This window comes from Bremerella cremea, assembly GCF_039541315.1.
In the GTDB taxonomy this organism is placed as follows: Bacteria; Planctomycetota; Planctomycetia; order Pirellulales; family Pirellulaceae; genus Bremerella; species Bremerella cremea.
The window spans coordinates 2,618,610-2,643,776 of the sequence record NZ_BAABFZ010000003.1; the positions used below are offsets into that span (position 1 = coordinate 2,618,610).

The 25,167-nt window shown below is 56.6% G+C and carries 22 protein-coding genes; 11 read left to right on the forward strand and 11 right to left on the reverse strand.

What is annotated here, in order from left to right; all coding sequences use genetic code 11:
- Nucleotides 1–13: 13 nt before the first annotated feature.
- The 4 genes from ABD890_RS12970 to ABD890_RS12985 form a co-directional block, all read right to left on the reverse strand.
- Nucleotides 14–313 carry a hypothetical protein gene (locus ABD890_RS12970; protein WP_345089847.1) on the reverse strand — a complete coding sequence of 100 codons (300 nt, stop codon included), beginning with the start codon at nucleotides 311–313 and terminating at the stop codon, nucleotides 14–16.
- Between the two features lie 58 nt (nucleotides 314–371).
- A complete protein-coding gene (locus ABD890_RS12975) occupies nucleotides 372–1,565 on the reverse strand; it encodes a GNAT family N-acetyltransferase (RefSeq protein WP_345089850.1) in 1,194 nt (397 codons plus the stop codon).
- Nucleotides 1,566–1,756: 191 nt separating this feature from the next.
- Nucleotides 1,757–2,443: a class I SAM-dependent methyltransferase gene (locus ABD890_RS12980; RefSeq protein WP_345089853.1), complete on the reverse strand. Its 687-nt coding sequence runs from the start codon at nucleotides 2,441–2,443 to the stop codon at nucleotides 1,757–1,759.
- A 48-nt stretch (nucleotides 2,444–2,491) separates the two neighbouring features.
- A complete protein-coding gene (locus ABD890_RS12985; RefSeq protein WP_345089856.1) occupies nucleotides 2,492–3,799 on the reverse strand; it encodes a permease in 1,308 nt (435 codons plus the stop codon).
- Between the two features lie 706 nt (nucleotides 3,800–4,505).
- Between ABD890_RS12985 and ABD890_RS12990 the strand changes: the two genes are divergently transcribed.
- The 3 genes from ABD890_RS12990 (at nucleotide 4,506) to ABD890_RS13000 (ending at nucleotide 6,635) form a co-directional block, all read left to right on the forward strand.
- Complete coding sequence (locus tag ABD890_RS12990; protein ID WP_345089859.1) at nucleotides 4,506–5,165, forward strand: RNA polymerase sigma factor; 660 nt, start codon at nucleotides 4,506–4,508, stop codon at nucleotides 5,163–5,165.
- Nucleotides 5,149–6,183, forward strand: coding sequence for a hypothetical protein (locus ABD890_RS12995; protein ID WP_345089862.1), 1,035 nt, complete (start codon nucleotides 5,149–5,151; stop codon nucleotides 6,181–6,183). The genes ABD890_RS12990 and ABD890_RS12995 overlap by 17 nt, the downstream gene beginning before the upstream one ends.
- A 188-nt stretch (nucleotides 6,184–6,371) precedes the next feature.
- Nucleotides 6,372–6,635, forward strand: a complete 264-nt coding sequence (locus tag ABD890_RS13000; protein WP_345089865.1) for a hypothetical protein — start codon at nucleotides 6,372–6,374, stop codon at nucleotides 6,633–6,635.
- A 73-nt stretch (nucleotides 6,636–6,708) separates the two neighbouring features.
- Here ABD890_RS13000 and ABD890_RS13005 read toward each other — a convergent pair whose 3' ends face one another.
- Nucleotides 6,709–7,371, reverse strand: coding sequence for a hypothetical protein (locus ABD890_RS13005; RefSeq protein WP_345089868.1), 663 nt, complete (start codon nucleotides 7,369–7,371; stop codon nucleotides 6,709–6,711).
- Complete coding sequence (locus tag ABD890_RS13010; protein WP_345089871.1) at nucleotides 7,368–7,991, reverse strand: RNA polymerase sigma factor; 624 nt, start codon at nucleotides 7,989–7,991, stop codon at nucleotides 7,368–7,370. Before ABD890_RS13010 ends, ABD890_RS13005 begins: the two co-directional genes overlap by 4 nt.
- 748 nt (nucleotides 7,992–8,739) lie before the next feature.
- On the opposite strand from ABD890_RS13010, the gene ABD890_RS13015 reads away from it, so the two are divergent.
- The 4 genes from ABD890_RS13015 to ABD890_RS13030 all read left to right on the forward strand — a co-directional run bounded on the left by ABD890_RS13015 (nucleotide 8,740) and on the right by ABD890_RS13030 (nucleotide 14,010).
- Nucleotides 8,740–9,378 (forward strand): DUF1559 family PulG-like putative transporter, encoded by a 639-nt coding sequence (locus tag ABD890_RS13015; protein ID WP_345089874.1) that lies wholly within the window; start codon nucleotides 8,740–8,742, stop codon nucleotides 9,376–9,378.
- Nucleotides 9,375–10,142: a DUF1559 family PulG-like putative transporter gene (locus tag ABD890_RS13020; protein WP_345089876.1), complete on the forward strand. Its 768-nt coding sequence runs from the start codon at nucleotides 9,375–9,377 to the stop codon at nucleotides 10,140–10,142. Before ABD890_RS13015 ends, ABD890_RS13020 begins: the two co-directional genes overlap by 4 nt.
- 30 nt (nucleotides 10,143–10,172) lie before the next feature.
- Nucleotides 10,173–10,889, forward strand: coding sequence for a DUF1559 family PulG-like putative transporter (locus ABD890_RS13025; protein ID WP_345089879.1), 717 nt, complete (start codon nucleotides 10,173–10,175; stop codon nucleotides 10,887–10,889).
- A gap of 115 nt (nucleotides 10,890–11,004) precedes the next feature.
- Nucleotides 11,005–14,010, forward strand: a complete 3,006-nt coding sequence (locus tag ABD890_RS13030; protein ID WP_345089882.1) for a DEAD/DEAH box helicase — start codon at nucleotides 11,005–11,007, stop codon at nucleotides 14,008–14,010.
- Between the two features lie 10 nt (nucleotides 14,011–14,020).
- Here ABD890_RS13030 and ABD890_RS13035 read toward each other — a convergent pair whose 3' ends face one another.
- Entirely contained in the window at nucleotides 14,021–14,782 is a 762-nt protein-coding gene (locus tag ABD890_RS13035) for a hypothetical protein (protein ID WP_345089885.1), read from the reverse strand.
- 209 nt (nucleotides 14,783–14,991) lie between these two features.
- The gene (locus tag ABD890_RS13040) at nucleotides 14,992–16,461 is read right to left on the reverse strand and encodes a trypsin-like peptidase domain-containing protein (protein ID WP_345089888.1); all 1,470 of its coding nucleotides are present in this window, start codon (nucleotides 16,459–16,461) and stop codon (nucleotides 14,992–14,994) included.
- 415 nt (nucleotides 16,462–16,876) lie between these two features.
- On the opposite strand from ABD890_RS13040, the gene ABD890_RS13045 reads away from it, so the two are divergent.
- From ABD890_RS13045 to ABD890_RS13060, 4 genes are all read left to right on the forward strand, one after another.
- On the forward strand, nucleotides 16,877–17,404 hold the full coding sequence (locus ABD890_RS13045; protein ID WP_345089891.1) for an RNA polymerase sigma factor: 528 nt from the start codon (nucleotides 16,877–16,879) through the stop codon (nucleotides 17,402–17,404).
- A complete protein-coding gene (locus ABD890_RS13050) occupies nucleotides 17,401–19,572 on the forward strand; it encodes a DUF1549 domain-containing protein (protein ID WP_345089894.1) in 2,172 nt (723 codons plus the stop codon). Before ABD890_RS13045 ends, ABD890_RS13050 begins: the two co-directional genes overlap by 4 nt.
- A gap of 105 nt (nucleotides 19,573–19,677) precedes the next feature.
- Nucleotides 19,678–20,313 (forward strand): protein-L-isoaspartate(D-aspartate) O-methyltransferase, encoded by a 636-nt coding sequence (locus ABD890_RS13055; RefSeq protein ID WP_345089897.1) that lies wholly within the window; start codon nucleotides 19,678–19,680, stop codon nucleotides 20,311–20,313.
- Nucleotides 20,314–20,429: 116 nt separating this feature from the next.
- Complete coding sequence (locus ABD890_RS13060) at nucleotides 20,430–22,298, forward strand: transketolase (RefSeq protein WP_345089899.1); 1,869 nt, start codon at nucleotides 20,430–20,432, stop codon at nucleotides 22,296–22,298.
- 39 nt (nucleotides 22,299–22,337) lie between these two features.
- Here ABD890_RS13060 and ABD890_RS13065 read toward each other — a convergent pair whose 3' ends face one another.
- The 3 genes from ABD890_RS13065 to ABD890_RS13075 form a co-directional block, all read right to left on the reverse strand.
- A complete protein-coding gene (locus ABD890_RS13065) occupies nucleotides 22,338–22,652 on the reverse strand; it encodes a hypothetical protein (RefSeq protein WP_345089902.1) in 315 nt (104 codons plus the stop codon).
- Nucleotides 22,653–23,466: 814 nt separating this feature from the next.
- Entirely contained in the window at nucleotides 23,467–23,853 is a 387-nt protein-coding gene (panD, locus tag ABD890_RS13070; protein WP_345089907.1) for an aspartate 1-decarboxylase, read from the reverse strand.
- 218 nt (nucleotides 23,854–24,071) lie between these two features.
- Nucleotides 24,072–24,503, reverse strand: coding sequence for a nuclear transport factor 2 family protein (locus tag ABD890_RS13075; protein ID WP_345089910.1), 432 nt, complete (start codon nucleotides 24,501–24,503; stop codon nucleotides 24,072–24,074).
- Nucleotides 24,504–25,167: the final 664 nt, after the last annotated feature.

Below are 25,167 nucleotides of genomic sequence, written 5' to 3' on the forward strand. Positions count from 1 at the left end.
CAGGCCTTCCAGGTTATCGCTTGTTGGCGATCAGCATCCCGCCATGCACGGAAAGGACAGCACCAGCGCTCAAAGCTGCCCAGGCAACCCAGCCGGGTGGCGTGATCGTTTCGCGAACGCCGGTATTCGAGTTCACCATGAAGTGATTGATCGCGCCCTGAGCCGTTTCGGGGCCTGGCCCCACATTGTGAGCCAGAAACTTCGTAGCGGATGGCGTGAGCTGATACGATTCAACGGCATACATTTGACCGCCAGCGAGAAGTAAGATCACGCCAGCGTAAATGAAATGAATCGACCAAGCCTTATGATTCATGAACGACACCTCGAGGATAAAGAGCTAGCAGCATTGCCCTGCTCTATTCATCGAGTCGTTAGTTGTGGTCCGATGAACCGGAGGCTGGTTGTGCCGATTTTGCCGGGCGATGAAGAACTCGCTTGGCATGTTGCTTGGCCAGATCGACCATCGAGCGGAATCGATAGCGGGCCTGAGCTCGGAACTTCGGTGGAACCAGTTCGACGTTGATCATCGCGACTGGCTGGCCACGCCAGTGACTCTTGTAGCCTTCGTCGCCGCGGAGGAAGTCGAAATTGGTGCGGCCTGATTCAATGGCATATCGAATCGCCGCCGTCACGCCGAGCCAACCTGGACGCGCGTGTTCGCAGTCGATGGCCATGCCCGAGCAGTAATGCAGATAATTATCGCCCTCCATCAAGTCGAGTTCCGCCGCGACTGGCTTCCCTTCGAGCTCGATCCACTGCAGACGAAGTTGGCCCGCTTTCAGGTGTTCGACTGCGGCCTGCTTCAAGAAGTCGTGAAACCGCGTCGAGGCAAAGCAGCCGGCCTGACCGAGTTGATTGCGACGGTGCTGATGCAGGTCGACCAGGATCGCGAACCCTTCGTCGAGCGTCGTTTCGTCAGCAACGTGAATTTTGGCGACGCCGGTATCGAACTGATTTCGCCACAGTTGGCGTACGCGGTTGCGTCTCGATTTGGAAAGCTGCGAGAGCCATCCTTCCCACTCGGTGGGTAGTTCCAAACGATACCCTTCCAGGCATTCGCGTTGGCTGACATCGAACTGAAGCGATTGCATGGCCGCGACGAACTGGCGCATCACGGCGTCGTCCGCTTCGATCCCTTCGAGGTAGAATCGGTCGATGCCGAGCATCGCCTCTTCGACGAAGTTGGATACCGCGCGTACGACGGTGGTTTCTTCGCCAGCCTTGGCCAAAATCGAAAGGTAATCGCTACAGACTTCGCCCGAGCCAAGGAACTGGATCTCGTTTCCGCCCCACCAGGTTTGGCGGCGATACCACGGAGCCAGGCCAATCAGCCAGCCATCGGGATCGCGGACGGTGACAATGTGCAATTGATCGCCAGGCTGGCGGAAATGATCCCACCAACTCAGCAGCCAGCGTGGTCCCAGAAACAGGCGCGCTCCGGCAAGGCGTTCCCATTCGATCAGCAGAGATGAAGAGCGATCGATATCGGAAACGACAACGGTATTGGCCAGAGGCTGTCCGCTCGTCAGCGACATCGCGTCGCTCGACGGGCAATCGGTAGACATAGCAATTTCAATCGACTGAAGATGGAGCGCGACCCTCCCGATGTTCCTCCAGGAACATCACCCAGGTTAGATCACGTAACCACGCACTACGAAATTCATCGTAGGTGGGCGTAAGCCCAGACGTGGGAGACAACTCGCTAGAATTGCCACAACATTTGCCAGCCGATTGGTCAAGTTGCCGGATGTAGCGGTTATGCCGGCTTTCGTGCCGCCCAGGTCCAATGACGGTCGGTCGTCTGCTGGACCGTTTCCGGATCGAATCCGAGCGCCGAAACCAGGCCTCGAATTTCGTCCAAAGAGAGGGCTGCGTGAAGCGACTCGGAGAACATCTTCTTGGCCGAATCGGTCTCGCCGCTGCAATAGGTTTCGACCAGGTGGTTCAACTGCTCGTCGGTTTCTGGCCGCAATAGATCGCGGAAGAAAAGCCATCCGCCGGGGACAACCACACGAACGCTCTCGGCGAGGACGGCTTGCGGTTCCGGGATATGGTGCACGATGCTGTTGGACATCACACCGGTGAAGAACTCGTCTTCGTAGTCGATCTGCTTGGCGTCAAGCTTCACCAGTTGCACGCGATCGGTGACGCAGGCAATGTCGATGTTGATCTTCGCCACGTCCAGCATCGCGATCGAGGCATCGGCCCCCATGATTCGGCACTGCGGAATGCGGTCGGCCAGGACGATCGGAATGCGAGCGGTACCGGTCCCCAGATCGAGGATGTCGATCATCTCGGCCGCCTCGGGATCAGGCGTCACTCCCAAGTAAGTCAGCAGATCGGTCACGAACGCTTCGTTGACCGTTTCGTGGTCCATGTCGTCGTAGTCCATGGCCTCTTGTGGCGAGTCCATGTATTCAGGTTCGAGAATGCGCTCGAGCATGGGAGGTGCTTTCCGTGTGGGAAGTAGGTGCGAAGCTCGCAGGATCGCTTAGGCTGATTCGTGTTCCGGATGCTCGGGCGGGCTCGACTCTTTGGCCAAGGCCGCACACACCATCAGAACGACCGCCATGCACAAGTAGGCCCCCATCATATACAGAGGTCCCTGACCGGCGGCGGAAACTGGCATGTCAGGGACATCCCAGCCCAGTACCAGTTTACCACTGGGAAACGGAGAGTGAATGAGCCCGAAGAGGCTGAAGATCGCACACGCGCCCGCAAAGGCTGCCGCCATCATCAATCGGCGATCGATGATGTACGCCAGGATCGCGGCCCACAGCATACCGGTCAGCACGAACCCGCCAGAAAGTGTCCGCAGGGTTTGCATCTTCACGGCAGTTTCGGAGGGATGCGAATGGCCATGTTCGTCGGGAGCCGACTGGATATCGCCTTGGCTGTAGTTGAACAGCTTGTCCGATAACGCCGTCATCTGCTTGGCCCCTTCGTCGTCGAGGTGACCTGCTTCGACCATCGCGGAGATCTGTCCTTTCATCTCGAACGACATGCTGGTGTATTGGCCTTGAAGGTCCCCCATGAAGATCAGCACCATCGCGGCAAGTGCCGGAATACAAGCAATCGAAACCGCCGGGTAATGCCGTCTGGGAGTCGCCAGGAAGCTTTGCGAAGTGATCTCAAGCCCGATGAAAACGAGGATCGGAAAGACGGTCGGCTTGGGGATCGCCCAGTAGAGATACCCGAAGTAGCCAAGCACCCCTGCCCCGCCGACAAAAAAGGCGGTCGCCAGCGTATAGGCGGCCCGGCCACCCATTGCTTTATAAGCGGGATGCCCAATGTAAGGTGTCGTTTGAATCACGCCCCCGCACAAGCCGGCGATCAGCGTCGCGAGTGCTTCGACGCCAACGATGTGATTGGTGTTGTACTCATCGCCAGATGCCGCAGCGCTTTCGACACAGTCGATCCCGCCAATCACGGTACCCAAGGCAAACGGAAGGACGATCGGCAAGTAAGCGGCGGCTTCCATGAAGGAAGTCCAGTTGAGCCATTGGAAGTGAAACGCCGAGAGCCAGCCGGTCGGCATCAAGGCATCTTCCGGACGGAAGTTCATCCCTTCCGGCGTCGCCCCAAGCATGCCCAGGCCATACATCACGTAATAGATGGTTCCGGAAACGGCCAGCGCGGCGAACGCTCCGGGGATGTTCCAGGGCAAATGAATCCGGGCAACCAAGGTCACCAGGATGATCGACAGGGCCGTCATGCCGACCAGCGGAAAGTGCATCGCCTCGACAAACGGGAGGAAGCTAATCAGCACCAACGCAATCGCGGCTAGCGATCCTAGCAAGCCAGCGCGAGGAATGATGCTACGAATGGAGCTCGCGCAGAAAGAACAGCCGACTTTGAAAATTCCGGACAGAACAATGGACCAAATGCCAATGTGCCACGTACGGATAGCAGCCTCTTCTGCTGTCAGTTGTAAATCCTGGATTCCAAACAGGAACGACGGCCCCAAAACGAAAAAGACCATGCCGAATGTGCTCGGGGTATCAAGCCCTAAAGGCATGGCAGTTATGTCGTTACGACGACTTCTCTTAGCCAGGGACAGGGCCATCCAGAAGAATATCAGGTCCCCTACAAGCACGCCTATGGCCGTTCCCGGAACCATGTGTTCAATCGCGAACGTTGTAGGAAAGTTAAAGACTGTTGCTAGCAATCCGATTGTCAGCAATAGGTCGGCGATATTATCTAACATCAAGCCAAAGAAGGCGTTAACGTCGCCTGCAACGGCCCATTTGTATTTGGTGTCACTCATTTGTGGTCCTTCGGCACGGGCGTTGCATAAGGGGTATGACGAGTTTAGGAGCCTGTCATGGGGCTGTCAATTCTCGACCATCTGCCCACGCAAAACTCCGGTTGGGGTTCACGCGTGTTAGAATATGGATCACGGCAATGGTCGAAAGGCACCTTCGCCAAGCCTTTTTCAAGGTTTGCATGAAGATTGCTCCCTTCAGGAAACGGATTTCGAACCATTGCTGGGAACCTTCGTAGAAATGACAACTGCCACACTTGAAATGACGTCAAGTTACTCCGACCCATCGCTAGTTCAACCCAAGTCCGACGAGGACTTGCTGCTGGCGTATCGGGATTCGGGGAACCGGAGTTACTTCCAGAAGTTGGTGCAGCGCTACGAGCGAGAGCTGTACAACTACCTGCGACGCTACCTCGGCGACCCCGAAATGGCGGAGGATGTGTTTCAGGCTGCCTTCCTGCAAGTGCACCTGAAATGCGACACCTTTGAGGTGGGACGTCGTTTCCGTCCTTGGCTATACACGATTGCCACGAATCAGGCGATCGATGCTCAGCGTAAAACCAAGCGCCATAAGATGGTTAGCTTGGATCGCGCTGGCAGCTCGGGCGAGCAGCAAGAGACCGGTTCGCTGGTCGATTTGCTGGTTAGCTCAGAGCCAGGGCCGATGTCGCAGATGGATGATCAGGAACGACAACGTGTTATGCGTGATGCCGTTCAGGACCTTCCGGAGTCGTTGAAGACCGCGATCGTGCTGGTCTACTACCAAGGTTTGAAGTACCGCGAAGCGGCCGACATCTTGGGTATTCCGGTCGGGACGGTCAAAAGTCGCCTGCACACCGCTGTGCAGAAACTTACCGAAGCATGGAACGAAGTTTATACACCCGATGACGATGACGCGTGAGCATTGGTTGGGCTACCTCATGGGTGCCCTGGACGAACACGAGCAAGCCTCGGTCGAACGGCATATCGCCAGCGACCCTCGCGCTGCTGCTGAAATCGAACAACTCCGATCGCATCTCCATCTCATGGCCGATGGTCTCGACGAGGCCGCCCCGCCGGCCGGACTCGCCTCGCGAACATGTGCCTTGCTGGACAACCCAGGACTGTTCGCGGAGATTCTTGATCCCAATGTCCCAAAAAGCCCCACCGCACCAGAACGCCCCAATCGCGCGGCGTTCGAGTCGCTGGGTGGTGGAGGGCGCCCGACATTTACTTTGATGGATATGGTGGTCGCCGTCGGCGCATGTATTGCCGCGGTTGCGATATTCTTCCCGGCTCTGGCCAGTTCAAGAATGCTGGCGGCCCGGCTCCAGTGTGAAAACAACCTTCACCAGGTCGGCATGGCCCTGCACGAGTTCGCCACCGGCAACGCTGAAAAGCGTTATCCGGCCATCGCCGCTAAAGGCCCCCTGTCGATCGCCGGCTCGTACGCACCACGGCTGATCGATAACGGAATCATCCGCCATCCTGAAACGGTCCGCTGTGCCGAGATGAATCGTCCCGGCATCGACCAGGAACTGCCAACCGTCGAGCAGCTCCTCAAAGCTCCGGCCGACGATGTCGAACGTTTGCAGAAACGTTTGGCCGCCGTTTACAGCTATAACCTGGGCAATCTCGAAAATGGCAAGCTTCAAGCACCTCTGATGAAGGGGGACGCTCGCTATCCGGTCGCCTCAGACGTGGTGGTGGTGAAAGATGGCCAGATCACGCCGCAAGCCCACGAAGATGGACGCTTCAACATCTTGTTTGATGACGGCCATGTCGAATTTATCAGTCTCGAAGACTTACCAGGTCCGATGAAGGATTACTTCTTCAACGACAAGGGCGAAGTCGCTGCTGGTCTCGACGAAGACGACGCGGTGATCGCCAATGGCATTGCTCATCCGCTGACCGAAGACAACCTGCATCTGGTTCCCTAGGTTCACCCGCAAGCGTGGTGGCAACCGCTCGAAGCCATTCGATACTCAAGAAAAAAAGTAAGGCGTAATGAAGATTTCATGTCGCCTTTTTAATTCGGGTTTGCTCTACCCTGGCCGAATTGCTATCTTTCGGAGAAGATAAAGCCTTCTCCCCGGAACAGAACTAATTTTCAGGCAGTACGTCGCAAGTGATCGACTCGCGCTCTTCTTCCACCACTGCACCGCAGGATACGGTTAAGCAGGCAGTCCAGCTCGGTTTTTACATCGGCTCGGGACTCGGGTTGGCCACCGGATCGGCCATCGCCACCTTGTTGGGAAGCAACCTGCTCTGGCAAACAGGCGGATTAGTTGCTGGTGCCTTCATGGGCATTTGCTGTGGTGCCGGTATCGTCTGGCTGCAGCGTCGCCTGAAGCCGGTCACCGCCCCGGTCTATCGGCCTACGAGCGGCTAGAAGCTCTCCGCATCCTTCTTGGCCAAGATAGTCGAACCGCCACGTTGCGGCCCACTAAGCACTCGCTCTGCGCTTACTGAGCGTGGCAATGTTGGCAGCGCCCAATCAACGCGAGCATCTGAGGCTGCTTCAGGGTGACCACCGGAGAGTCGGCGTCGTCATGCGAGCCGGCATGATGGCATTGGCTACAGCAATGAGCCGCCGTGAATGCTTCCGTCGGGGCCTCGCTCACCGTGAAGTCGATAGCCGCCAACGAACAAGGAGCCTGGCCGACGGCCAGCTCTGGCAGGTTCGGCACGACCACCGCGTGCGAAGATCCGAAGCGATTGACCGGCGGAACGAAGCCACCTTGGCCAGAAACTTCCCCACGCCAGTTGCTGTCGATCGCCAGGATTAACATCAAGCACAACGCTAGCGCGATCAGCGGTCCAGTAATTGTCGCCAGAATGTCGGTCTTTGGTCGCTCAGGCTGGTCGGCAACGCAGCGGTCGGATTGGATGCTATCAACTGTCAGAAAGGCAGGCAGCGATGATTCTTCTTCGGCTGCGTCTGGCTTGCCTTCGGCTAGCATTTCTGTCGCTGGGCGCAATGCTTCTGCCAGCTCACGACAGCTATGGCAAACGGTCAAATGCCGCTGAACGGGGAAGTCGACTTCGTGCTGGCCGGTTGGAAAAGGACCTTGGGTCAGCACTTCAAACACGTCGTCGCAGGTCGGAAGATGGTGCGATTGAATCATCGGACGTGTTCCTCGGAAAGCTCTTGGCACGTGTTCTGAATGAGTTTGGCTAGTTGCAACAATCCATTGCGAACCCGTGCCTTGGCGGCCGGCAAGCCGATATCCTGAGCGTCGGCGATCTCTTGGAATTTCATCTCACCGAAGAACCGCAAGCGAATGGCTTCCGCTTGGATGGGTGTCAGTTGATCGAGCAGTCGCAAGACTTGATCGCGGCGTTCGCCATCGATCAAACGCGATAGCGCCTGACAAGGAACTTCGGTTTCCAAAATGGACGTCTGCTCGCGATCGTCACTGCCGCCGGTCAGCGTGGTCGTGTTGACCGGCTGTCGCTTCGACTTCTCTCGCAGCCGATGGCATACGTTTAGAAGGATTCGCCACAGCCACGTTCGGAAGCTGTATCGCGAGTCGTAGGTGTGCAACCATTTGAAGCTGTTAAGAAAAGCTTCCTGGACGGCGTCTTCCGCCAACTGCGCATCGCCCAGATAACTGTAAGCCAGGTTCAACAGAGCCCGGCGGTAACGCTTCACGATCGTTGCATACTGATCGGCATCGCCCGCCAGAACGGCCGCGAGGATCTCGCCATCGGTCAGCTCTTCAGGTGCCGAGTTATTAGGTGCCATCAGTGGTGAAGGTGGGAAGCGATACTTGGGAAGGTTGCAACGTTCCCCTCATTATAGCGCTGCCGCAGCCCAGGAGATACATTTCGCGGACATTCCGCCCCCGGGGGGCGCTTAAAACGCCATCGATGCTGCCTAAGTCACTGGCAAATAGCAGTTTAGGCGAGATGTCTATTCGCCACGGTCAGGCTGCCGTTCTTAAGGCGGGTTTGCCTGAGTCAAGAAACGTTGAAAGTCCGTCTCTCTTACCAAGAGCGGGAAGCCAAGCAAGAAAGGGCCATCAGAACTTAGCCCCAGTCCAGAGGAGAAGCTTTCCCTGGAATCTTGCCGTGCTATCACCTTTGGTAAGAGAGCCGGACTTTCAACTGAACTATCGTGCGTGAACGTGCGTCTTGTTCACTCGCGATGTTCGCAAACCTTTAACCACCCAGGAAGATCCCCACCTTGCCCAGGTGATAGACTTATCGAATCGTGAGCGGTCGGATGTGATTGATACTGCTTTGCTAATTAGATTTCTTATCGCAGTCGGTCGAGTCGTGGCGAGTGTGCCGGTTGTAACGCCGGATGACCGCTACAGCTTGTAAGTCGACGCCTCGGACGCCGCTCATCTCTCTTCGTCGGCCGAATGGCGCACGACCAATTTCTAGGAGCTCGTTCTGATGGGGGCTATGATGGCAGTTCTGGCAAGTCTCGCTCGCATGGCGGTTGCTGGCATCTTGTCAAACACCTCCGACCGGAAGGACTCAGGGCAATGAAGATTCGTTTGCTCGTGCTGATCACGATGGCTTTGGTGTTCTTGCTATGGGCCTTCCTGCCGAACATCGAGATGGGAAGAAACGAAGCCCGCCAGGTGCAAGAAAGATTGAATCTGATCAGCCTGGCAAAGGCGATCACGCAGCATCGCTCGCAGGACCACACTCCCCGGCCCCAAGGGGTGACCGATAACGATGGCAATACGCTTCTTTCCTGGCGGGTGTTGCTTTTGCCGGAACTTGGTCACGAAGATCTCTTCGCCCAGTTCGACTTAAACCAGCCTTGGGACGCACCGGTGAACCAGAACCTGATCTCGCAAATGCCGGGGGTCTTTGACTCGCCATTTCATGACGACCAACAACGAGCCAACGGCGTAACAACCTATCGGATCGTGGCCACCGACGTGTCACAGGAAAGCGAGGAGGCGATCGTCGTGTCACTGCCCGGTGCCCCGGTGATTTGGACGAAGCCTGAGGTGCTTTCTCCGAAACAGCTCTGGCAACAGCTTAGTCGCTATCCCGAGGCTGACTTGCCGCTGCGTTTCATCACTTCGGCTGGCAAAGTCATGGAACTCGACCAGCCAACCTCGCAGCAACTTTCCACGCACTTCGTTGCGGTCGAAGGGAAGTCGCCATGAGTGACCAGCACGAGACTAACCCTTACAAGTCACCGACCAAAGACGCGAAAGAGTCACCAGCGACCGGTCGTTTTCCTACTAAGATCGAATTGTTGGTGATCGTGGCGATCATCTGCGTGTTGATTGGGCTCCTTTTGCCTAGCAGTACAATTAGTTGCAATCTTGGCTTTCGCGGGGCAATCGCCAGCAGCCTGAAGCAGATCGGGCTTGCCATGCACGATTACCACGACGCTCACGGCTCGCTTCCGCCTGCCATGGTAACTGACAACGAGGGACGCCCTTTGTACTCGTGGCGCGTTCTCATACTGCCTTACATGGGGGAAGGTAATCTTTATCAGCAGTTCGCACTCGATGAACCTTGGGATAGCGAGACGAACCTCCCTCTCGTTCAGCAGATGCCCGACTGGTTTGCCGATCCAACGCAACGTTCCTCGGCCAATCTGGGTGAGACGTGCTGCCTGGCAATCGTCGATCCGAAGTCCGATCGAACTATGATGCAGTCGACCGTGGGGCGTCGATTTTCTGACGTAGCCGACGGGCTCGATCTTACGGGGATGGTGGTCTTCGAGCCGCGGCGAAGAGAAGTCTGGACAAAACCTATCGACATTCACCCGAAAGAACTGGTGGGACGTCCCCCGCTGCGTAACAATGAGATTTGTGGTGGTCTGCTGCTGAAGGGAGATGCGAGTTCCCAGTGGTTTGGCTATGTCGACTCCCCTTCGATTCGTTCGTATGTCTACTGCGACGATGATTCGACCAACTAATCTTTTCGGTATCGCTAAAGGATCCATTGCATGATTCGTCGTCGTGGAAATGCCAAGGTCATTGTGCTGGTCGTGCTCGCCGTGATCGGGACGATGATGCTGTCCTGTGCCGGCCTCGTCGCATTGGTGGTGTTCCCTGCCCTGGGACAGGCACGTCTCGCTGCCCAACGCATGCAGTCGAGCAACAACATGAAGATGATCGCCCTGGCACTGCACAACTATCAAGACACCTACGGCACGCTTCCACCTGCGTACATTCCCGATGAAGATGGCAAGCCGATGCATTCGTGGCGGACGCTGCTCTTGCCCTTCGTCGAAGAGAACTATCTCTACGACCAATACGATTTCGACCAGCCATGGAACAGCCCTGCCAACCTGCAGCTTGCCTCGACAACGCCTTGGGCTTACACCAATCCTGCGATGAAAGAGCTTGAGGATCAGGGTTTGACGACCTATGTCGCCTTGGCAGGTCCCAAGACGGCGATCAATACCGGGCGAGGGGTTAAGTTGAGTGAAGTCATGCGTGGCGCGCCGAACCGAGTTATGGTGGTCGAAGACACCAGCAACCCGGTCCCGTGGTCCCAGCCGACCGATATCTCGCCAGAAGCGTTCCTGGCGAAGGATTTCAGCCAACAGGTTTTCCATGGGGTGTTGGTTGGTAATGTGGATGGTTCAGTCCGTTTCGTTGCCGAGGATCAGAAGGGGGAACTGCAGGGCCTGGTCACTACGGATGACTTAGCCCAGTAACTTCAGCGATCAAGAAGCGGGGGCTCGCTGATGCGGGGCCCCTCTTCAACTTTCTGGCCGTAACAAGGAAAATGACACGGAACCACCATGTTTATCACCTTGGGCCGGAAGCGACATGAGCGACACCTTTCCCCTGATCAAATTTCGCGGCCAGCTTCGACCATCGCAGCTTCAGGTTCGTGATGTCGCCCAGCAGCAACTCTCGCGGGGCGAGCATCAACTGCACATCGTGGCCCCGCCCGGCTCGGGCAAAACGGTCCTGGGCCTTTATCTGTGGGCGGAACTGATCAAACGCCCTGCCCTGGTGCTCAGTCCGAACTCGGCTATCCAGTCGCAATGGGCGGCGAGGACCGATCTGTTCGAGACCGACCGGCCGATGCCGATGCTGGTTAGCACCAACCCGGAAGAACCGCAGCTTCTGACCTCGCTCACCTACCAAGCGGTCACGTTGCCACGTCGCGGCGACGATGGACTCGATCATGCCGCGATGTCGTTGTGGGAAGATCGCCTGATTGAAAAAGGTCAGGCCCAAGATCCAGCCGAAGCGAAGGTCTGGATTCGCGACTTGAAAAAGCACAATCGCGACTACTACGACGAACGCCTGTCCGCCTATCGCAAGAGTGTACGGGACGAAGCAGGCCTGGCGGGGCAATCGTTCGAGATGCTGCATCAGTCTTGCTTGAAGACCTGGCAGCGACTGCGCGATGTCGGGGTCGGGCTATTGATCCTCGACGAATGCCATCACCTGGTGGGGCATTGGGGCCGCGTGCTTTCGGATGCTCGACAGTATCTCGATAACCCGATCGTGATCGGCCTCACGGCAACTCCGCCCGATGGCGACGGCAAGGTGCCGGCCGACTTTCAGCGGTATCAAGAGTTCCTCGGACCAATCGATCACGATGTGCCGGTACCGGCCGTGGTTCGCGATGGATTCCTGGCACCTTACCAGGACCTGGCGTACTTCGTTCGCCCTTCCGAGGCCGAACTACGCTTCGTGGCCCAGGCAGACGATCACCTGCAAGAGATCCTGGAGCAAGTTTGCACCAAGCCATTCGACGATGGCGAAGCCGAGCCAGCGACACCCACCTCCGAGATCGTCGAAGGGAAAGAGGACGAGCCGCTGTCCGAAGAACCGTTGATGCTGCAGCACGTGGGTGGAACCGAAGCGGTCTATCACGAAGAGAACCCGTTCGACGATCTGATCCCTGAAAACGAACCCGTCGCCGAATTGCCGCTTGAAGTTCCTGTGATAGTCGAGCCAGATACGGTCGACGAAGCACCACGCATCAAAGCCTTGGTACCGTGGCTGCTGCAAACGCTCGAAACACGACGGCATGCGACCAGTACGTTCAAGACCTGGGCGTCGTTTCATCGCCGCGATCCGGAGTTCGCCGACGCGGCACGCGTCTTTCTTCAGGTCCGCGAAGTCAAATTGCCGGAAGAGGTCCCGCCGGTCGTCATCGAAGTACCACTCGACGAAGTCCCTCAGATTCCGGTCGTGATTCCGGTGCTCGATCGCTACGTACGGCATGCCCTGCGGCGGTCACCCAACGCGGAAGATCGCGCTCTGGCGGAACGGGTAATCTCTGGCTTGCGGATGCTCGGCGTGCAAATCACCGAAACGGGTTGCCAGGCATGTGCTTCGCCCGTTGGCCGGGTGCTTGCGTATTCCAGCGAGAAAGCCAACGCGTTGGTCCCGATTTTGACCGCCGAGATGGCAGCGATGGGAGAGGCCATCCGCGCGGTGGTCGTGACCGATTTCGAGAAAACTTCCGCTACCATTTCAGAAGTGGAAGACCTGCTCAGCAGCGAAGCAGGCGGAGCGATCGCCGCCTTTCGTGTACTGGTGAGCGATCCGCAGCTCGATCAATTGAATCCGATTCTCGTTACCGGTTCCAGCGTTCTCGTGGATGACGACTTGTCGCCTCGCTTCGAGGAAGCCGCCAAGCTGTGGCTATCCAATGCGGGCTACGAGGCGACGCTGACCTTCCAGGTGGAAACCGGCTTTCACGTCGTTTCGGGAAGTGGTCGCGATTGGTGCCCTCGCGTTTATGTCGAGATGATCACCGATCTGTTTCAACGCGGTTTGACGAAGTGCCTGGTCGGAACGCGTGGCTTGCTGGGAGAAGGCTGGGACGCCAACAAGATCAATGTGCTGATCGATTTGACTACCGTCACCACCAGCATGACAGTGCGTCAGCTGCGCGGCCGATCGTTCCGGCTCGATCCGCAAGAGCCGGAGAAACTGGCCGACAACTGGGACGTGGTGTGCCTCGCTCCGGAATTCAGCAAAGGCCTGGATGACTATGCCCGGTTCATCAAGAAGCATCAAAATATCTTTGGTGTAACCGACGACGCCGTAATCGAGAAAGGTGTCGGTCACGTTCACCCCGCGCTCACCGAACTGCGACCGGAACTGTTGGAAGGCTCGGTCCGTGATCTGAATCGCGATATGCTGCAGCGCGTGACGCGACGCCGAGAGACGCGTGGCTTGTGGAAGATCGGCACGCCTTACGAAGGCAATCCGAATCATACGCTCGAAATGCGAATTAACGAAGCACCTCGCGAGCAAGGTGGCTTTCCTCCTTTCCCCGGGGCGAAGGAGCCTTGGTCGAGCGAGTCGCTGGTGCAAGCGATCGGCGAAGCGATTGCCCGCACGATGGTGCAGCTCGAGATGCTCAAGTCGGCTCCGCACGTCCTCGCCAAGCCACGTGCCGGTGGCTATGTTCGTGTCCTGCTGGAAGATGCCAACGACGAAGATAGTCGTGTTTTTGTTACGGCGCTGCACGAGGCACTCGGCCCGCTCAATCGACCACGCTACATCATCCCGCGGAAGCTGAAGTTCGTGAAAGGCAACTGGTTCTCGCAGATGCTTCCCAAGGTCTTGGGACAGTATTTCGAGAAGTCGGTCGACAGGACGGTGACCGTCCACGCGGTGCCCAACGTGCTGGCGAGAAATAAAGAGACAGTCGAAGTCTATCAGCAGTACTGGAACGAGTACGTCAGTCCTGGCTTCCCCGTATTTGCCCTGCGAGGCGACGGCGAGGACCTGCTACGCGAGGCGCTCAAGAAGGGGATGAGCCCCCAGGGAGACTTCCACGAGAAAGAGATCTTCCGCTAAGCGAACCGGCTTAGCTGTTGAACAACGCGGCGATGTCGTCTTGATCGAGCGGTTTGTCCTCGAAGTCTTCTTCCGCCTCTTCCGCTTTGGCCTCGGCGGCCTCTTCTGGTTCGGTTTCTTCAGACTCTTCGGCAGCAGCTTCCGCTTCGGCTTTCGCAGCCGTTGTCTTCTTGGCTTCGTCTTCTTTCGGCTCGGCAGAGGCCTGGGTCGAAGCGAACATCGAAGCGATATCGTCTGCCGATGCGATCTCGGACGCTTCTTCGTTGGAAGGCTCTTGGTTCTTGGGTTCTTCGCGGCGGCCGGCCAGGAAGTCTTCCAGTTCGTGCTCTTCGTCGTCAGCAGCTTCCGCGGCAGCTGGTTCAGGAGCAGAGGCCTTGGGCGCTTCTTTCACTTCGGCAACCGGCTCTTTGGCTTCTTCTTCGACGGCTACTGGTTCTGGCTCGGCGGCGGCAACCACGTCTTCAATCGGAGGTGGTTCCGGGGCTGGTTCAGGTTCTGGAGCGGCGTCTTCCGGTTCGTTCATCTCTGGGAACGGATGGCTCACGACCGGTGGCTTCTTGGCTTCCACCTTCGGAGCTGGGGGCTCTTCGGCAGGAGCTTCCGCCTCTGCCTTTTCAGCCGACTCACCTTCTAGTGCATCGATCTGCACGACCTCGTCGCCACCGGATGGCAGGAACAAGGCGTACCATGGTCGAGGGCCATAGCCCAACAGGACTGCGGCACCGAAACCCACGCACAGATTGACAACGGAGAACAGAAGGAAAACTAACACGGCCCAACCATCAGCGGAAACGTATTTAGAACGAAGGAGGGGAATGTCCACCTACCACAAAAGCATACGTTTCAACCAACTATCGCGTGGACCGGCATTCGGAATGCCGTAGTAAGATTTCGCCTTGGAAACTATCAATCGTTACAAAGCGACTATCCAGTAAATATTTTCCCACTAATGGAAGGACGACTCCCGCTATCGGAGTAGTCCTAGCGGCTTTGGCCTCGCATGATCGGCCCAGGACGCCCATCATTTTGCGAAGCTTGGCGCAGAAATTCCTGCGACGGTTGCCCAGGAAGCGTAAAGACAGCCGGCTGAGCCGTGGGGTTATCCTTCGATCGAAGGACCACAGTCACCTCGGCACCACCCTTCTGCCCGCGCAGATAGTGCAGCATCTCGCGTTCGACCTGGCTGAGGCCCTGCATCGCATCGATGTTGCCGCCACCGTTGGGGATGGCGTTGATGGGGGCCGATGCTGCAACCGAAGGGCTGCTAGGGATCGCACGAGCAGCCGGATTGCCGGGGAAGTTGGATGGCGGAGTCATTGGCATCGAGCGAGGTTCTGGCGAAGCCAAAGGAGCCGACGCCGAAGCAAGTTGAACCGGGTTAGGCTTGCCGAACAAGTGAGCCAGGTTTGCTTTATGCAGTACGGCATAAATCGTAGGTATTGCCGCGTAAATCCCTTCGTTATCTTCGTCGTCGGCGGCATTGCAAACGCCAACCAGTTGCCCATCCGGAGTAAAGAGTCCACCACCGCTGCGGCCGACAGTAGGTGCTCCGGCGGCTTGCACGTTGGCGTGACCGACATAGCGGTTCAAGCTGTTGATCCGCGACTGATAGAGATTGCGTGGACCGCCGTTATCGCAGCCAACGCTGAAGGCTTGTTGGCCGACTTGTAGTTGATGATTCTCGCCGGCGATCTGCATCGGAGTGATCGGCGACTGCGTGCGAATCGCCACCAGGGCGACGTCACGGTCGAGGTCGTAAACCAGGACCTTACCTGGCACGCTGCTGCCCGCTTCCGAGTCCTGGAAGGTCAGTACTTCGAGTGGGCCTTGGCCCTGGGAATCGCGGAACAAGTGAGCACAGGTCAGCACCAGGCATTCGTTACCTTGGCTATGAACTACGGTACCGCTGCCGTACGAGTGGCCGTCCGGGTCCGAAACTTTCAGTTTCACGCTGGCCTGCATCGCCAACGCTTGAACGTTGCCTGGGTTGGCGGCTGCTTGGGGAGCGACCGGCTGACCATAGACAGCGGGCTGAACGGCTCCGACTTGAGGCGATTGGCCGCGAGCCAAAGCGGTTGGCGAACCTAGTGGAGCGGCCGCTTGAGCAGGAAGCGATTGGGGAGGTGCCGGGACTTCTGGCTTTGTCGCGCGGAACATGCGGGCCAGACGGTCGTACGAGGTGGCACCTTCGACCGAATCAATGATTTGGTTATTCGAGACCAGGACGAAGTAAGGCAGTCCGCGAACGCCCATTTGCTGAGCCATCTGCGGTTGCTGGTCCCGATCGATCACTTGAACCGGATGGCCAGACTGTTGCAGTCGACCGATGACCGGCTTCATTTGATGGCAATAGACGCACCAGTCGGCGGTGAAACAGTACAGAATGGTGTCGGCCGCCGCGACCGGAGTCGCGAGCAGGAAGAGTAGTAGTAGCGAGCTTGCCGCCTTCATCGCATCCCTCCTTGGAGCGAGAACTGTCGTTGCCTTTATGGGGCAGTCTTGAATCGATTGGACCTGCGGGTGTTGGTCCTGGCTTTTCGCTTCTGGCCGTCCTGACCAGGTGGGGCGGAAAAGCGCCGGGACAATGTCGTTGGATGGCTGATTTCCAACAAGGGCAATCTCTGACGAATCGGACCTAATTTACGAAGATCCGCCAAAAATCCTCAAGTTGGACCCTGCTATCAGTCGCAGGCATCCCTTCGCTGGCAATCCATGATGGTGGCGATGCCCCCTTCAACTGAGGGAGAATGCGATCTTTTCGCGCGATTTCGAGATAGACTGGAACAGTTACCCGCCAGCGGTGCGAATCTTGTTTACTGACATGGCTTTCTGAGTACTTTTCCCCGCCAGACGACGTTATTTCTTAATGAAAGACCTTCCGCAACACGAAACGCCTGCGGTTGATATCGCGCAACTTGTTGCCGAACATCAACTTAGCGTGTGGCGCTATTTGCGATCTTGGGGATGTTCACCTCAAGAAGCGGAAGACTTGACCCAGGAAACTTTTTTGAAGGTCCTGGAAAAGCCGTTCGAGCAGCTGACGGATGCCGCCACGAGGGGGTTTCTTAGGACTGTTGCCCGAAACCTGCTGATTGATCGGCGTCGTCGTGAAGGACGGCAAACCAATATCCAGGCGGTGGAAAACATCGACCAGTTCTGGGTCGCGAGTGACGATCGCAAGCCGGAAGAGTTGTTAGAGTTTTTAGCCGACTGCCTGGAAGGGCTGACAGAACGGGCCCGGATGGCCCTGCAGATGCGTTTTCAAGATCATAAATCGCGAAGCGAAATCGCCGACGCCTTAGAAATTGGCGAGCACGGCGCAAAGAACCTGATGCAGCGTGCCAAGCAACAATTGCGGGACTGCATCGAGTTCAAACTTAAAGAAGAATCATGAACGACCAAGATCCGATTATCGATCCTCTGCTTGAGGAACTGCTGGGCCAGCAGCAGATGCCGGATCTTACTGCGCGCATTCTCAAGGCGCACCAGCAGCGGCAAACCGGCAGCCAGCCTGCCAAGACCAACGGTCACGCGAAGGCCCCGCTTTCGATGGTGACCGCCGCGACCACTTCGGCAGGAACGAATGCCGCCGACGTGGAACTTCCACCTTCCAAGTCGAGCACCGCGAAGCGACGGCTTCAGCGGCGTCGATTGATCACTTCGATCGGTTCGCTCGCCTTGAGTTTGTGTTTGCTGGTGATGCTGGGTGGAGTCGCCTACTACAGCTATCAATACGTTTTGCCAGGGCAAGGCATTCCGCTCGCCGCCGACGGGACCAAGACACCGTCTGGCGGCGCCCGCGAAAACGATGCGAAGGTGGAGCCTGCTCCGCAGATCGCTTCTCATACCGATCCTCATGATTTGGGTACCAAGGATCTGCCCACCACGCCTGATATGAAACCGCAGATGCCGATTGAGGTCGAAGCGGTCGATCCGAAGTCGTTGGCCAAGTCGAATGAGCCTGCGCCGCGGTTCGTCGCTCCGCGTGTGCGTGGCAGCTTGAAGCTTTCCGACCGGCAAGTTGTGGACGAGATTAACGAATCGATCGCCTCGGTCTGGCAAGCTGAAAACGTGAAGCCTTCGCCGCAAGCGACCGATCTCGAATTTTGCCGTCGTACTTACCTGCAACTTCTCGGCCGAATTCCGACGGTCGATGAGATCGAACATTTCGTCAGCCAACGACGCGATAACAAGCGGGAGTGGCTGGTCGACCAGATTCTAGGTACTGAGAAGTATCAGGCCGAATTCGCTTCGTTCTGGAGTGCTCGCTTCGCGAACCTGCTTGTAGGACGTGCTGGCGGGATGACCAATGATAGCCCGATCGACCGCGCCGCGCTGGAAGGCTATCTGTCGAAGGCATTCCAAAAGAACGAACCTTACAACCAGGTGGTCCAGCAACTGTTGACCGCCACCGGGACCACCAGTCCTGGCAGCGAGAACTTCAACCCGGCGACCAACTTCCTGGTCAGCATGATCGATGGAGACGCGAAGCTGGCGACCGCCAAGACTTGCTCGGCATTCCTGGGGCAGCAACTGCAATGTGCAGAGTGCCATAACCATCCAACGACTGGCTGGAGTCAGCAGCAATTCTGGGGCCTGAACGCCTTCTTCCGGCAAACCAAGCTGGCGAAGGAAAGCAACAGTGGCCAGCTGGCGATCGTCAACCAAGACTTCTCGAAGACCCGTCAGTCGGACTCGGGCGAAGTTTACTATGAACAACCCAATGGCCTCTTGAAGGTCGCCTACCCAGAGTTCGTCGATGGCACCACGATCCCACGCTCTGGGAATGTCTCCGAAGTTGATCGGCGGCAAGAGCTGGCCCAGTTGATCGTCAACTCCGATCAGTTCCCGAAGGCGACCGTCAATCGAATGTGGCAGCACTTCTTCGGTGTTGGCTTCACTCAGCCGGTCGACGACATGGGACCGCACAATCCTGCTTCGCATCCAGAACTGTTGGATCGTTTGTCGGAACACTTTGCCGAATCGAACTTTGATCTCCGCCGGCTGATGCGATGGATCACCTTGTCGCAGCCGTATGGGCTCAGCAGCCGTCAGATCGACGAAAACCTGGCCGATAACCCAGACAGCGGCCGCCAACTGTTCACGCGGTACTACTCGCGTCAGATGGAAGCAGAGCAGTTGTTCCACTCGCTGCAGATGCTGGCTAAGAGCTCGCCGACAGAGGGAAGCCCGATCATCGCTTCGCTGGACGATCGCCACTCGTGGCTCGGCCAGGTCAATCAGAAGATGGGCGACGACGAGGACAGCGAGACGTCGTCGCTTGATGGTGGCATTACGCAATCGCTGCTGTTGATGAATGGTGGCCTGATGAAGCAAGCCACCGACGCCCAAGCTGCCGTGCTGAAGAAGGTGACCGCCTCGAAGATGTCGGCCCAGGAAAAGATCGATCACTTGTTCCTGGCGGCCCTATCCCGTCGTCCGACGAAGAAGGAATCGGTCGCCATTAAAGAGATCCTCAGCAATCGCCAGAACGAGACGACCGCCCTGCAAGACATCTGGTGGGCGCTGCTCAATAGCAACGAGTTCATTCTCGATCATTGATCGCAGACGCCGTTTCTACGGGCCTGGCTGGTCCCAGTATTTGCATTTCGTGCTGATTTGCACCAGACTCCAATCAATGGGCAATCGTTGATTGGAGGGGGCACCATGGATCGAGACCAGCAGCGTGACTTGATGCTGTCGCAATTGCAACAGCGCGGCATCACCTCTCCACGCGTCCTTGCGGCCATGCGAGATGTCCCGCGCGAATCGTTCGTCCTGCCTGACTTCCGCGAAGATGCCTACGCCGACTCGGCCTTGCCACTGACGCACAAGCAAACGATCTCGCAGCCACTGATCGTTGCGTTAATGGCTCAAGTGCTTGAGCTGAAACCAGGGGATCGCGTGCTCGAAGTAGGGACCGGCAGCGGGTATGCCGCCACGGTGCTCGGCAATCTCTGCGCCGAGGTCTTCACCGTCGAGCGAATCACCGACCTGGCGATCACGGCCGCCGAGACCATTCGCCAACTAGACATCCAGAATGTTCACGTTCGTTTCGGAGACGGAACCAAAGGCTGGCCAGCTGAATCACTCTACGACGCGATCAGCGTTGCCGCCGGCGGCGATCACGTGCCCAGTGCCCTGCTTGATCAACTGGCGATCGGTGGCCGATTGGTCATACCGCTCGGTTCCAAACCAGATGCTCTGGCTTTGGTGCGAATACGCAAGATAGATAAGGATCGCTACGAGCAGGAAAACTTCGGGCGTGTGTATTTCGTTCCCCTATTGCCCGACACGACTTAAGCCACCAAGGCGTTCTTTTCCCAGGGCGATCGATCCCCCTCGCGGCATATGACTTGCGGCGATTTCTAGTCTACGACATTCGCACATCACTTTCTTCTGATGAAAGGGAGCCAGACATGATCGTCCCCGCCTCCTCTGACCAACAAACTCAGATCGCGTCGAACATTCGTAAGTGGATTTTGAACTCCACGCACCGGGCCGGTTCTGGACACCCAACCTCTTCTCTGTCGGCAGTGGAATTGATGGTCGCGTTGTTCTTCGATGGGAACTTCCGCTACGACATCGACCACCCTCAGTACGCCAACAACGATCGCTTGATCTTCTCGAAAGGTCACGCCTCACCCCTCTTTTACGCGTTGTGGTGTGCGGCAGACGCGGTCGACGAAGACGATCTGATGACTTATCGACAATTCGACAGCGTATTGGAAGGGCATCCCACTTCACGGTTTGCCTACACGGAAGCGGCGACTGGCTCGCTTGGTCAGGGGCTTTCTATCGGTGCCGGCATGGCGTTGGCCGCGAAGTATCTCGATCAGCTTCCTTATCGCACCTATGTGCTGATCGGCGACAGTGAACTGGCGGAGGGATCGCAGTGGGAAGCAATCGAGATCGCCGCGCACTACCGACTGAACAACCTCATCGGCATTCTTGATGTCAATCGGCTTGGGCAGCGGGGAGAAACGATGGAAGGCTATCACCTCGATGTCTACCGTCGCCGCTTGGATGCATTCGGCTGGAATACCATTGTGATTCCAAACGGTCATGATATCGGCGAAGTGAGCAAAGCCTATCGCCAGGCAGCCGAATTGACGGATCGCCCAACGATGATCATCGCCCGCACGGTGAAGGGAAAGGGAGTGTCCTTTCTGGAGAATGAAAACGGCTGGCATGGAAAGACACTCAACGACGAGCAACTGGTGGAAGCATTGCGGGAACTCGGCGAGGTCCCTGATGTGCGAGGCCAGTTGAAGGAACCCCAGCACGCCGAATTTCCAGAGTTTCAAGCTAGTGATCCACCGCCGTTTCATTACGAAAGAGGAGACCATGTGGCGACCCGGACCGCGTATGGCAATGCCCTGGCGAGATTAGGGGACAGCCGAATGGATCTTGTCGCTCTCGATGGCGAGGTTTCGAATTCGACGCGGGCCGAGTTTTTTCAAGAGAAGTACCCTGAGCGATACTTCGAGATGTTTATCGCCGAGCAGAACATGGTGGGGACCGCACTAGGGATGGCACTCCGGGGAAAAGTTCCCTTCGTCTCTACTTTCGCCGCATTTCTGACACGCGCCTTTGATCAGATTCGGATGGCACGATACTCGAATCCGAACTTGAAGTTTGTCGGATCGCATGCCGGTGTCGAGATTGGACCAGACGGCCCTTCCCAAATGGGTCTCGAAGATCTGGCGATGTTCCGTACGGTCATGGATGCCGCGATCCTTTACCCTTGCGATGCGGTCGCGACAGAACGCTGCGTCGAGCAGCTGGCTAACCACGAGGGCATCGGATATCTCCGGACAACGCGTGGTAAGTTGCCGGTGATCTACGACGACAAGGAACAGTTCCTGATCGGTGGCAGCAAAACCTTGCGGGAATCGGACGACGACGAAGTGACCTTGATCTCGGCAGGAGCGACATTACATCAATGCCTGGCCGCCGAGGAAGAATTGCGTGCCGAAGGCCTGGCAGTGCGAGTGATTGATTTGTACTCGATCCAGCCACTCGATTTAGACACGTTGCGTGTGGCTTCCGAAGAGACCTCGTTGCTTATAACCGTGGAAGATCATTTCGCCGCCGGTGGAATCGGAGAGGCGGTCGCGGCGGCGTTGTCGGACCAACCAACTCCGATTCGCTCTTTGGCGGTTACCGTTCGTCCTCGGAGTGGAAAGACGGACGAACTGTTCGAGCTGGAGGGAATCTCGAAAGCTAATATTGTCAAGGTGGTCCGCGAGGCCTTGGCGACGCAGACCGAAGTCAAAGTTGGATAGCGTATGATCCCGGCAGAAAGCTCGTGACTGTGATCCGAACTAAGCGGCTCGCAGTTCGTGCTCCATGTTGGATAGAGCCATCATCAGTTGGCTCCATTCGCTCACGATGTTCAAGGTTTCGTATTCGACGGTATCCTGGTTTTCGAAGCCACGTTCGCTCAAGCGAATGACGTCTCCCAGCACCATAGATCCTGCAGGTTCCACTTCAGGCAGATTATCCACATCCAACTCCTCTTCTTCGTTTGGCAGAATATGTTCCAGGGACCGATGCACGGCCCACAACGCGGCACGGCGAGCATCCGCAGCATCGACGATCAAACGCAGGGTTCCCGATTCAACGTAGAACTTGGCCATGATTAGTATCCTTCCGTGTATTGTTTTAGGGTTCTCGATAACTTGATTGCCTCTTGGGCAGTAGTAGTTATCGCGGGCCTGATGACACGTCAGGTCAAAGCCAGAAGAAATTCCGCCGAGGCGCTGAAAATGGCTGAGATTGCCGAGAAAACGGGTGATAGCATCGGCCAGCGATGCGCGCATAAAAAAGGAGACGGACTAACGTTCTGCCCCAAACTACATGCTCCGAAGAGCATCGCTGGTACGTTATTCCGTCTCCTGGACTTTCGTCAGCGCTCACCAGGAAGCAAGTTGCGACGTCTTGTCGCGGAACGGATGCATCCTGCGTCCTTTGCCTCCTCTTGCCGATCGCGGAATCGGCATTGTGTTCTGAATGTGAGCAAGTCGTTCGATCGTTTTCTGCCCCCAGCAACGATCGACGAAGTTACTTTTGCTCATTTGCGGTTGCGCTGCAATAGATAACCGTCCCCCTCCTGGCATAATGCGGACACCCGACTAGCAGATGGGGAAAACAACGGGTCCACGAAAAAACGCAGTTGTTAAGGAAGTCGGATCTGTTTCCTCCTTAGCGAAGGCTGCCCCAGACCACATTTCCACTTCCACAAACAACTGCGTTTTCGGATTCCTTCGAAAAGGAAATCCTATTGATCAACCAGGATTGGCCACGAGACTCGTGGTTTGAATGGCTCCGGATCGTTGCCGATCGGAAAGCTCTGCCTTTTGTACTTTAGAAGATCGGGTGCCTAGCGTGATGACGTCCACTGTCAAAACGCGCAGCTTCAAAATAGTACGGATAACCACAGAAAAATCGCGGTCAGATAGAAGAATTCATCGAGGCCGATTCGACGATGCAGTCGGTCATTTGATTCGACTCGTCGACCAAGATTACACGGGGCTGATGTCCCTGGATTTCGGCGTCAGTGTACTGGGCATAGCACACGATGATCACCAAGTCGCCCGGGTTCACCAGGTGGGCCGCTGCCCCGTTGATACCAATCACACCTGAGCCCGCTTCCCCCGGAATGGCGTACGTCGTCAGCCGCTGCCCGTTGGTGACATTCAGAACATCCACCTGCTCGTGGGGCAAAATCTGAGCGGCCTCCAGTAGATTGGAGTCGATGGTGATACTGCCAACGTAATTCAGGTCGGCCTGAGTCACGGTAGCGCGGTGAATTTTGGATCGGAGGAAAGTACGGAGCATCCCAAATGCTTTCGTAGATTCAAACCTGTCGCGGCGAGGGTGCCGGTTCCAGGCTCGGGGAAGCCACTATCAGCATGGCTAACATCAGCCAAGCCTTAGATTATATCGGATAATGGCAAGAATGGAAAAAGCCCCCAGATGGAAACCTGGGGGCTTTTTTGAGTTTGGATTAGCTGGGATATCGGTCAAAAAATAAAATACAAGGCAGATAGGTTTTGCTATTCCAAACAAGTGTCTGCATCTGCTTCCACGCAAATTGGCGAGGAATAGTGCATTTGAGCAATCTTCCAACCGCAGTGATCTTGGATCATGACGGCTGTAATTCGCAAAGGTAACTCCGCTTTACGGTAGCCAGCTTGGACATAGAGATAGCAGTCGGTAGCGAGCCAGGCAACCTGACCCATGGTCGACACGCTTCTCCAGCCAAATCGCATCCGTAAGGTGTCTGTTTGCTCCCAATCTCGACGCACTTGTCCCCAGATGGCAGCTGCACCGACGTTACGTTCGTCACTGCCACTACCGAGAACTACAGCATCTCGATCTGAACAAAACAGGCCCAGGAGTCTCCCCTTGTCGCGGCATGCGTAGGCGTCTGCGAACTGGCGCAGCACACTCATCACATCCGCTTCTACCGAAGCAGTTGCGTACACGACAATCTCCCTGTCATGCGCGAGCACGTTTTGACCAAACGTGGCCTGAGAGAAGAAGCAAGTTGAATAAGACAGTTTCGAGGAGAGGTCAGATATAAGGAAGAGACAAAAACGACTCTGAATTGACCTTGCAGGAACCGCTTGAAACTAGCTCGATCGCCGAGGCATCTGGCTGAAACGCACTCCCTAAGGAACCCTTTCTCTACCCACAATATCGAGGCGGACATCGCAGATAAAGATTTGCAGAAAAGGATAAGGCACAGACAGGATTTTAATGTTCCCATCTTGTCTTCTCCAAGAACAATCGATCGGCTTGCGCGGATTAAATCAGAAAGATTTCTCTGGAAATCCGTTGCGCACAATTTAGTGGCGTGCAAAGTTTCATTAGACGGCGACGTTTATCGCCTATGTGGGGTATAAGTATTACCACGCGCAAACTAGGGTTTTCTGTGACCTACACTTCTACGCAGGATTGCGCACTTGGGCATGGGTGAGCGCGCTGCGCACTGGCTGACAATCATTTCCAGTCTTATGTGTGGGAAGGCCCGCCGTGGCGAGCGAGAAGAACTCATTGGTCCAAACTTGGCTTTTGCCTTTGGCTGTCCTGTGGAGCGCGTTTTTGCTGTTTCAGGTCCAGCCTCTGATCAGCAAAACCATCTTGCCC

Coding starts and splice junctions, on each gene's coding strand:
- ABD890_RS13030 (WP_345089882.1), top strand. CDS start 11,005: ATGAGCGACACCTTTCCCCTGATCAAATTTCGCGGCCAGCTTCGACCA.
- ABD890_RS12975 (WP_345089850.1), bottom strand. CDS start 1,565: ATGTCTACCGATTGCCCGTCGAGCGACGCGATGTCGCTGACGAGCGGA.
- ABD890_RS13065 (WP_345089902.1), bottom strand. CDS start 22,652: ATGGCCAAGTTCTACGTTGAATCGGGAACCCTGCGTTTGATCGTCGAT.
- ABD890_RS13025 (WP_345089879.1), top strand. CDS start 10,173: ATGATTCGTCGTCGTGGAAATGCCAAGGTCATTGTGCTGGTCGTGCTC.
- ABD890_RS13015 (WP_345089874.1), top strand. CDS start 8,740: ATGAAGATTCGTTTGCTCGTGCTGATCACGATGGCTTTGGTGTTCTTG.
- panD (WP_345089907.1), bottom strand. CDS start 23,853: ATGCTCCGTACTTTCCTCCGATCCAAAATTCACCGCGCTACCGTGACT.
- ABD890_RS12970 (WP_345089847.1), bottom strand. CDS start 313: ATGAATCATAAGGCTTGGTCGATTCATTTCATTTACGCTGGCGTGATC.
- ABD890_RS13045 (WP_345089891.1), top strand. CDS start 16,877: ATGAAAGACCTTCCGCAACACGAAACGCCTGCGGTTGATATCGCGCAA.
- ABD890_RS13020 (WP_345089876.1), top strand. CDS start 9,375: ATGAGTGACCAGCACGAGACTAACCCTTACAAGTCACCGACCAAAGAC.
- ABD890_RS13005 (WP_345089868.1), bottom strand. CDS start 7,371: ATGATTCAATCGCACCATCTTCCGACCTGCGACGACGTGTTTGAAGTG.
- ABD890_RS13010 (WP_345089871.1), bottom strand. CDS start 7,991: ATGGCACCTAATAACTCGGCACCTGAAGAGCTGACCGATGGCGAGATC.
- ABD890_RS13055 (WP_345089897.1), top strand. CDS start 19,678: ATGGATCGAGACCAGCAGCGTGACTTGATGCTGTCGCAATTGCAACAG.
- ABD890_RS13050 (WP_345089894.1), top strand. CDS start 17,401: ATGAACGACCAAGATCCGATTATCGATCCTCTGCTTGAGGAACTGCTG.
- ABD890_RS12990 (WP_345089859.1), top strand. CDS start 4,506: ATGACAACTGCCACACTTGAAATGACGTCAAGTTACTCCGACCCATCG.
- ABD890_RS12980 (WP_345089853.1), bottom strand. CDS start 2,443: ATGCTCGAGCGCATTCTCGAACCTGAATACATGGACTCGCCACAAGAG.
- ABD890_RS13060 (WP_345089899.1), top strand. CDS start 20,430: ATGATCGTCCCCGCCTCCTCTGACCAACAAACTCAGATCGCGTCGAAC.
- ABD890_RS12995 (WP_345089862.1), top strand. CDS start 5,149: ATGACGATGACGCGTGAGCATTGGTTGGGCTACCTCATGGGTGCCCTG.
- ABD890_RS13040 (WP_345089888.1), bottom strand. CDS start 16,461: ATGAAGGCGGCAAGCTCGCTACTACTACTCTTCCTGCTCGCGACTCCG.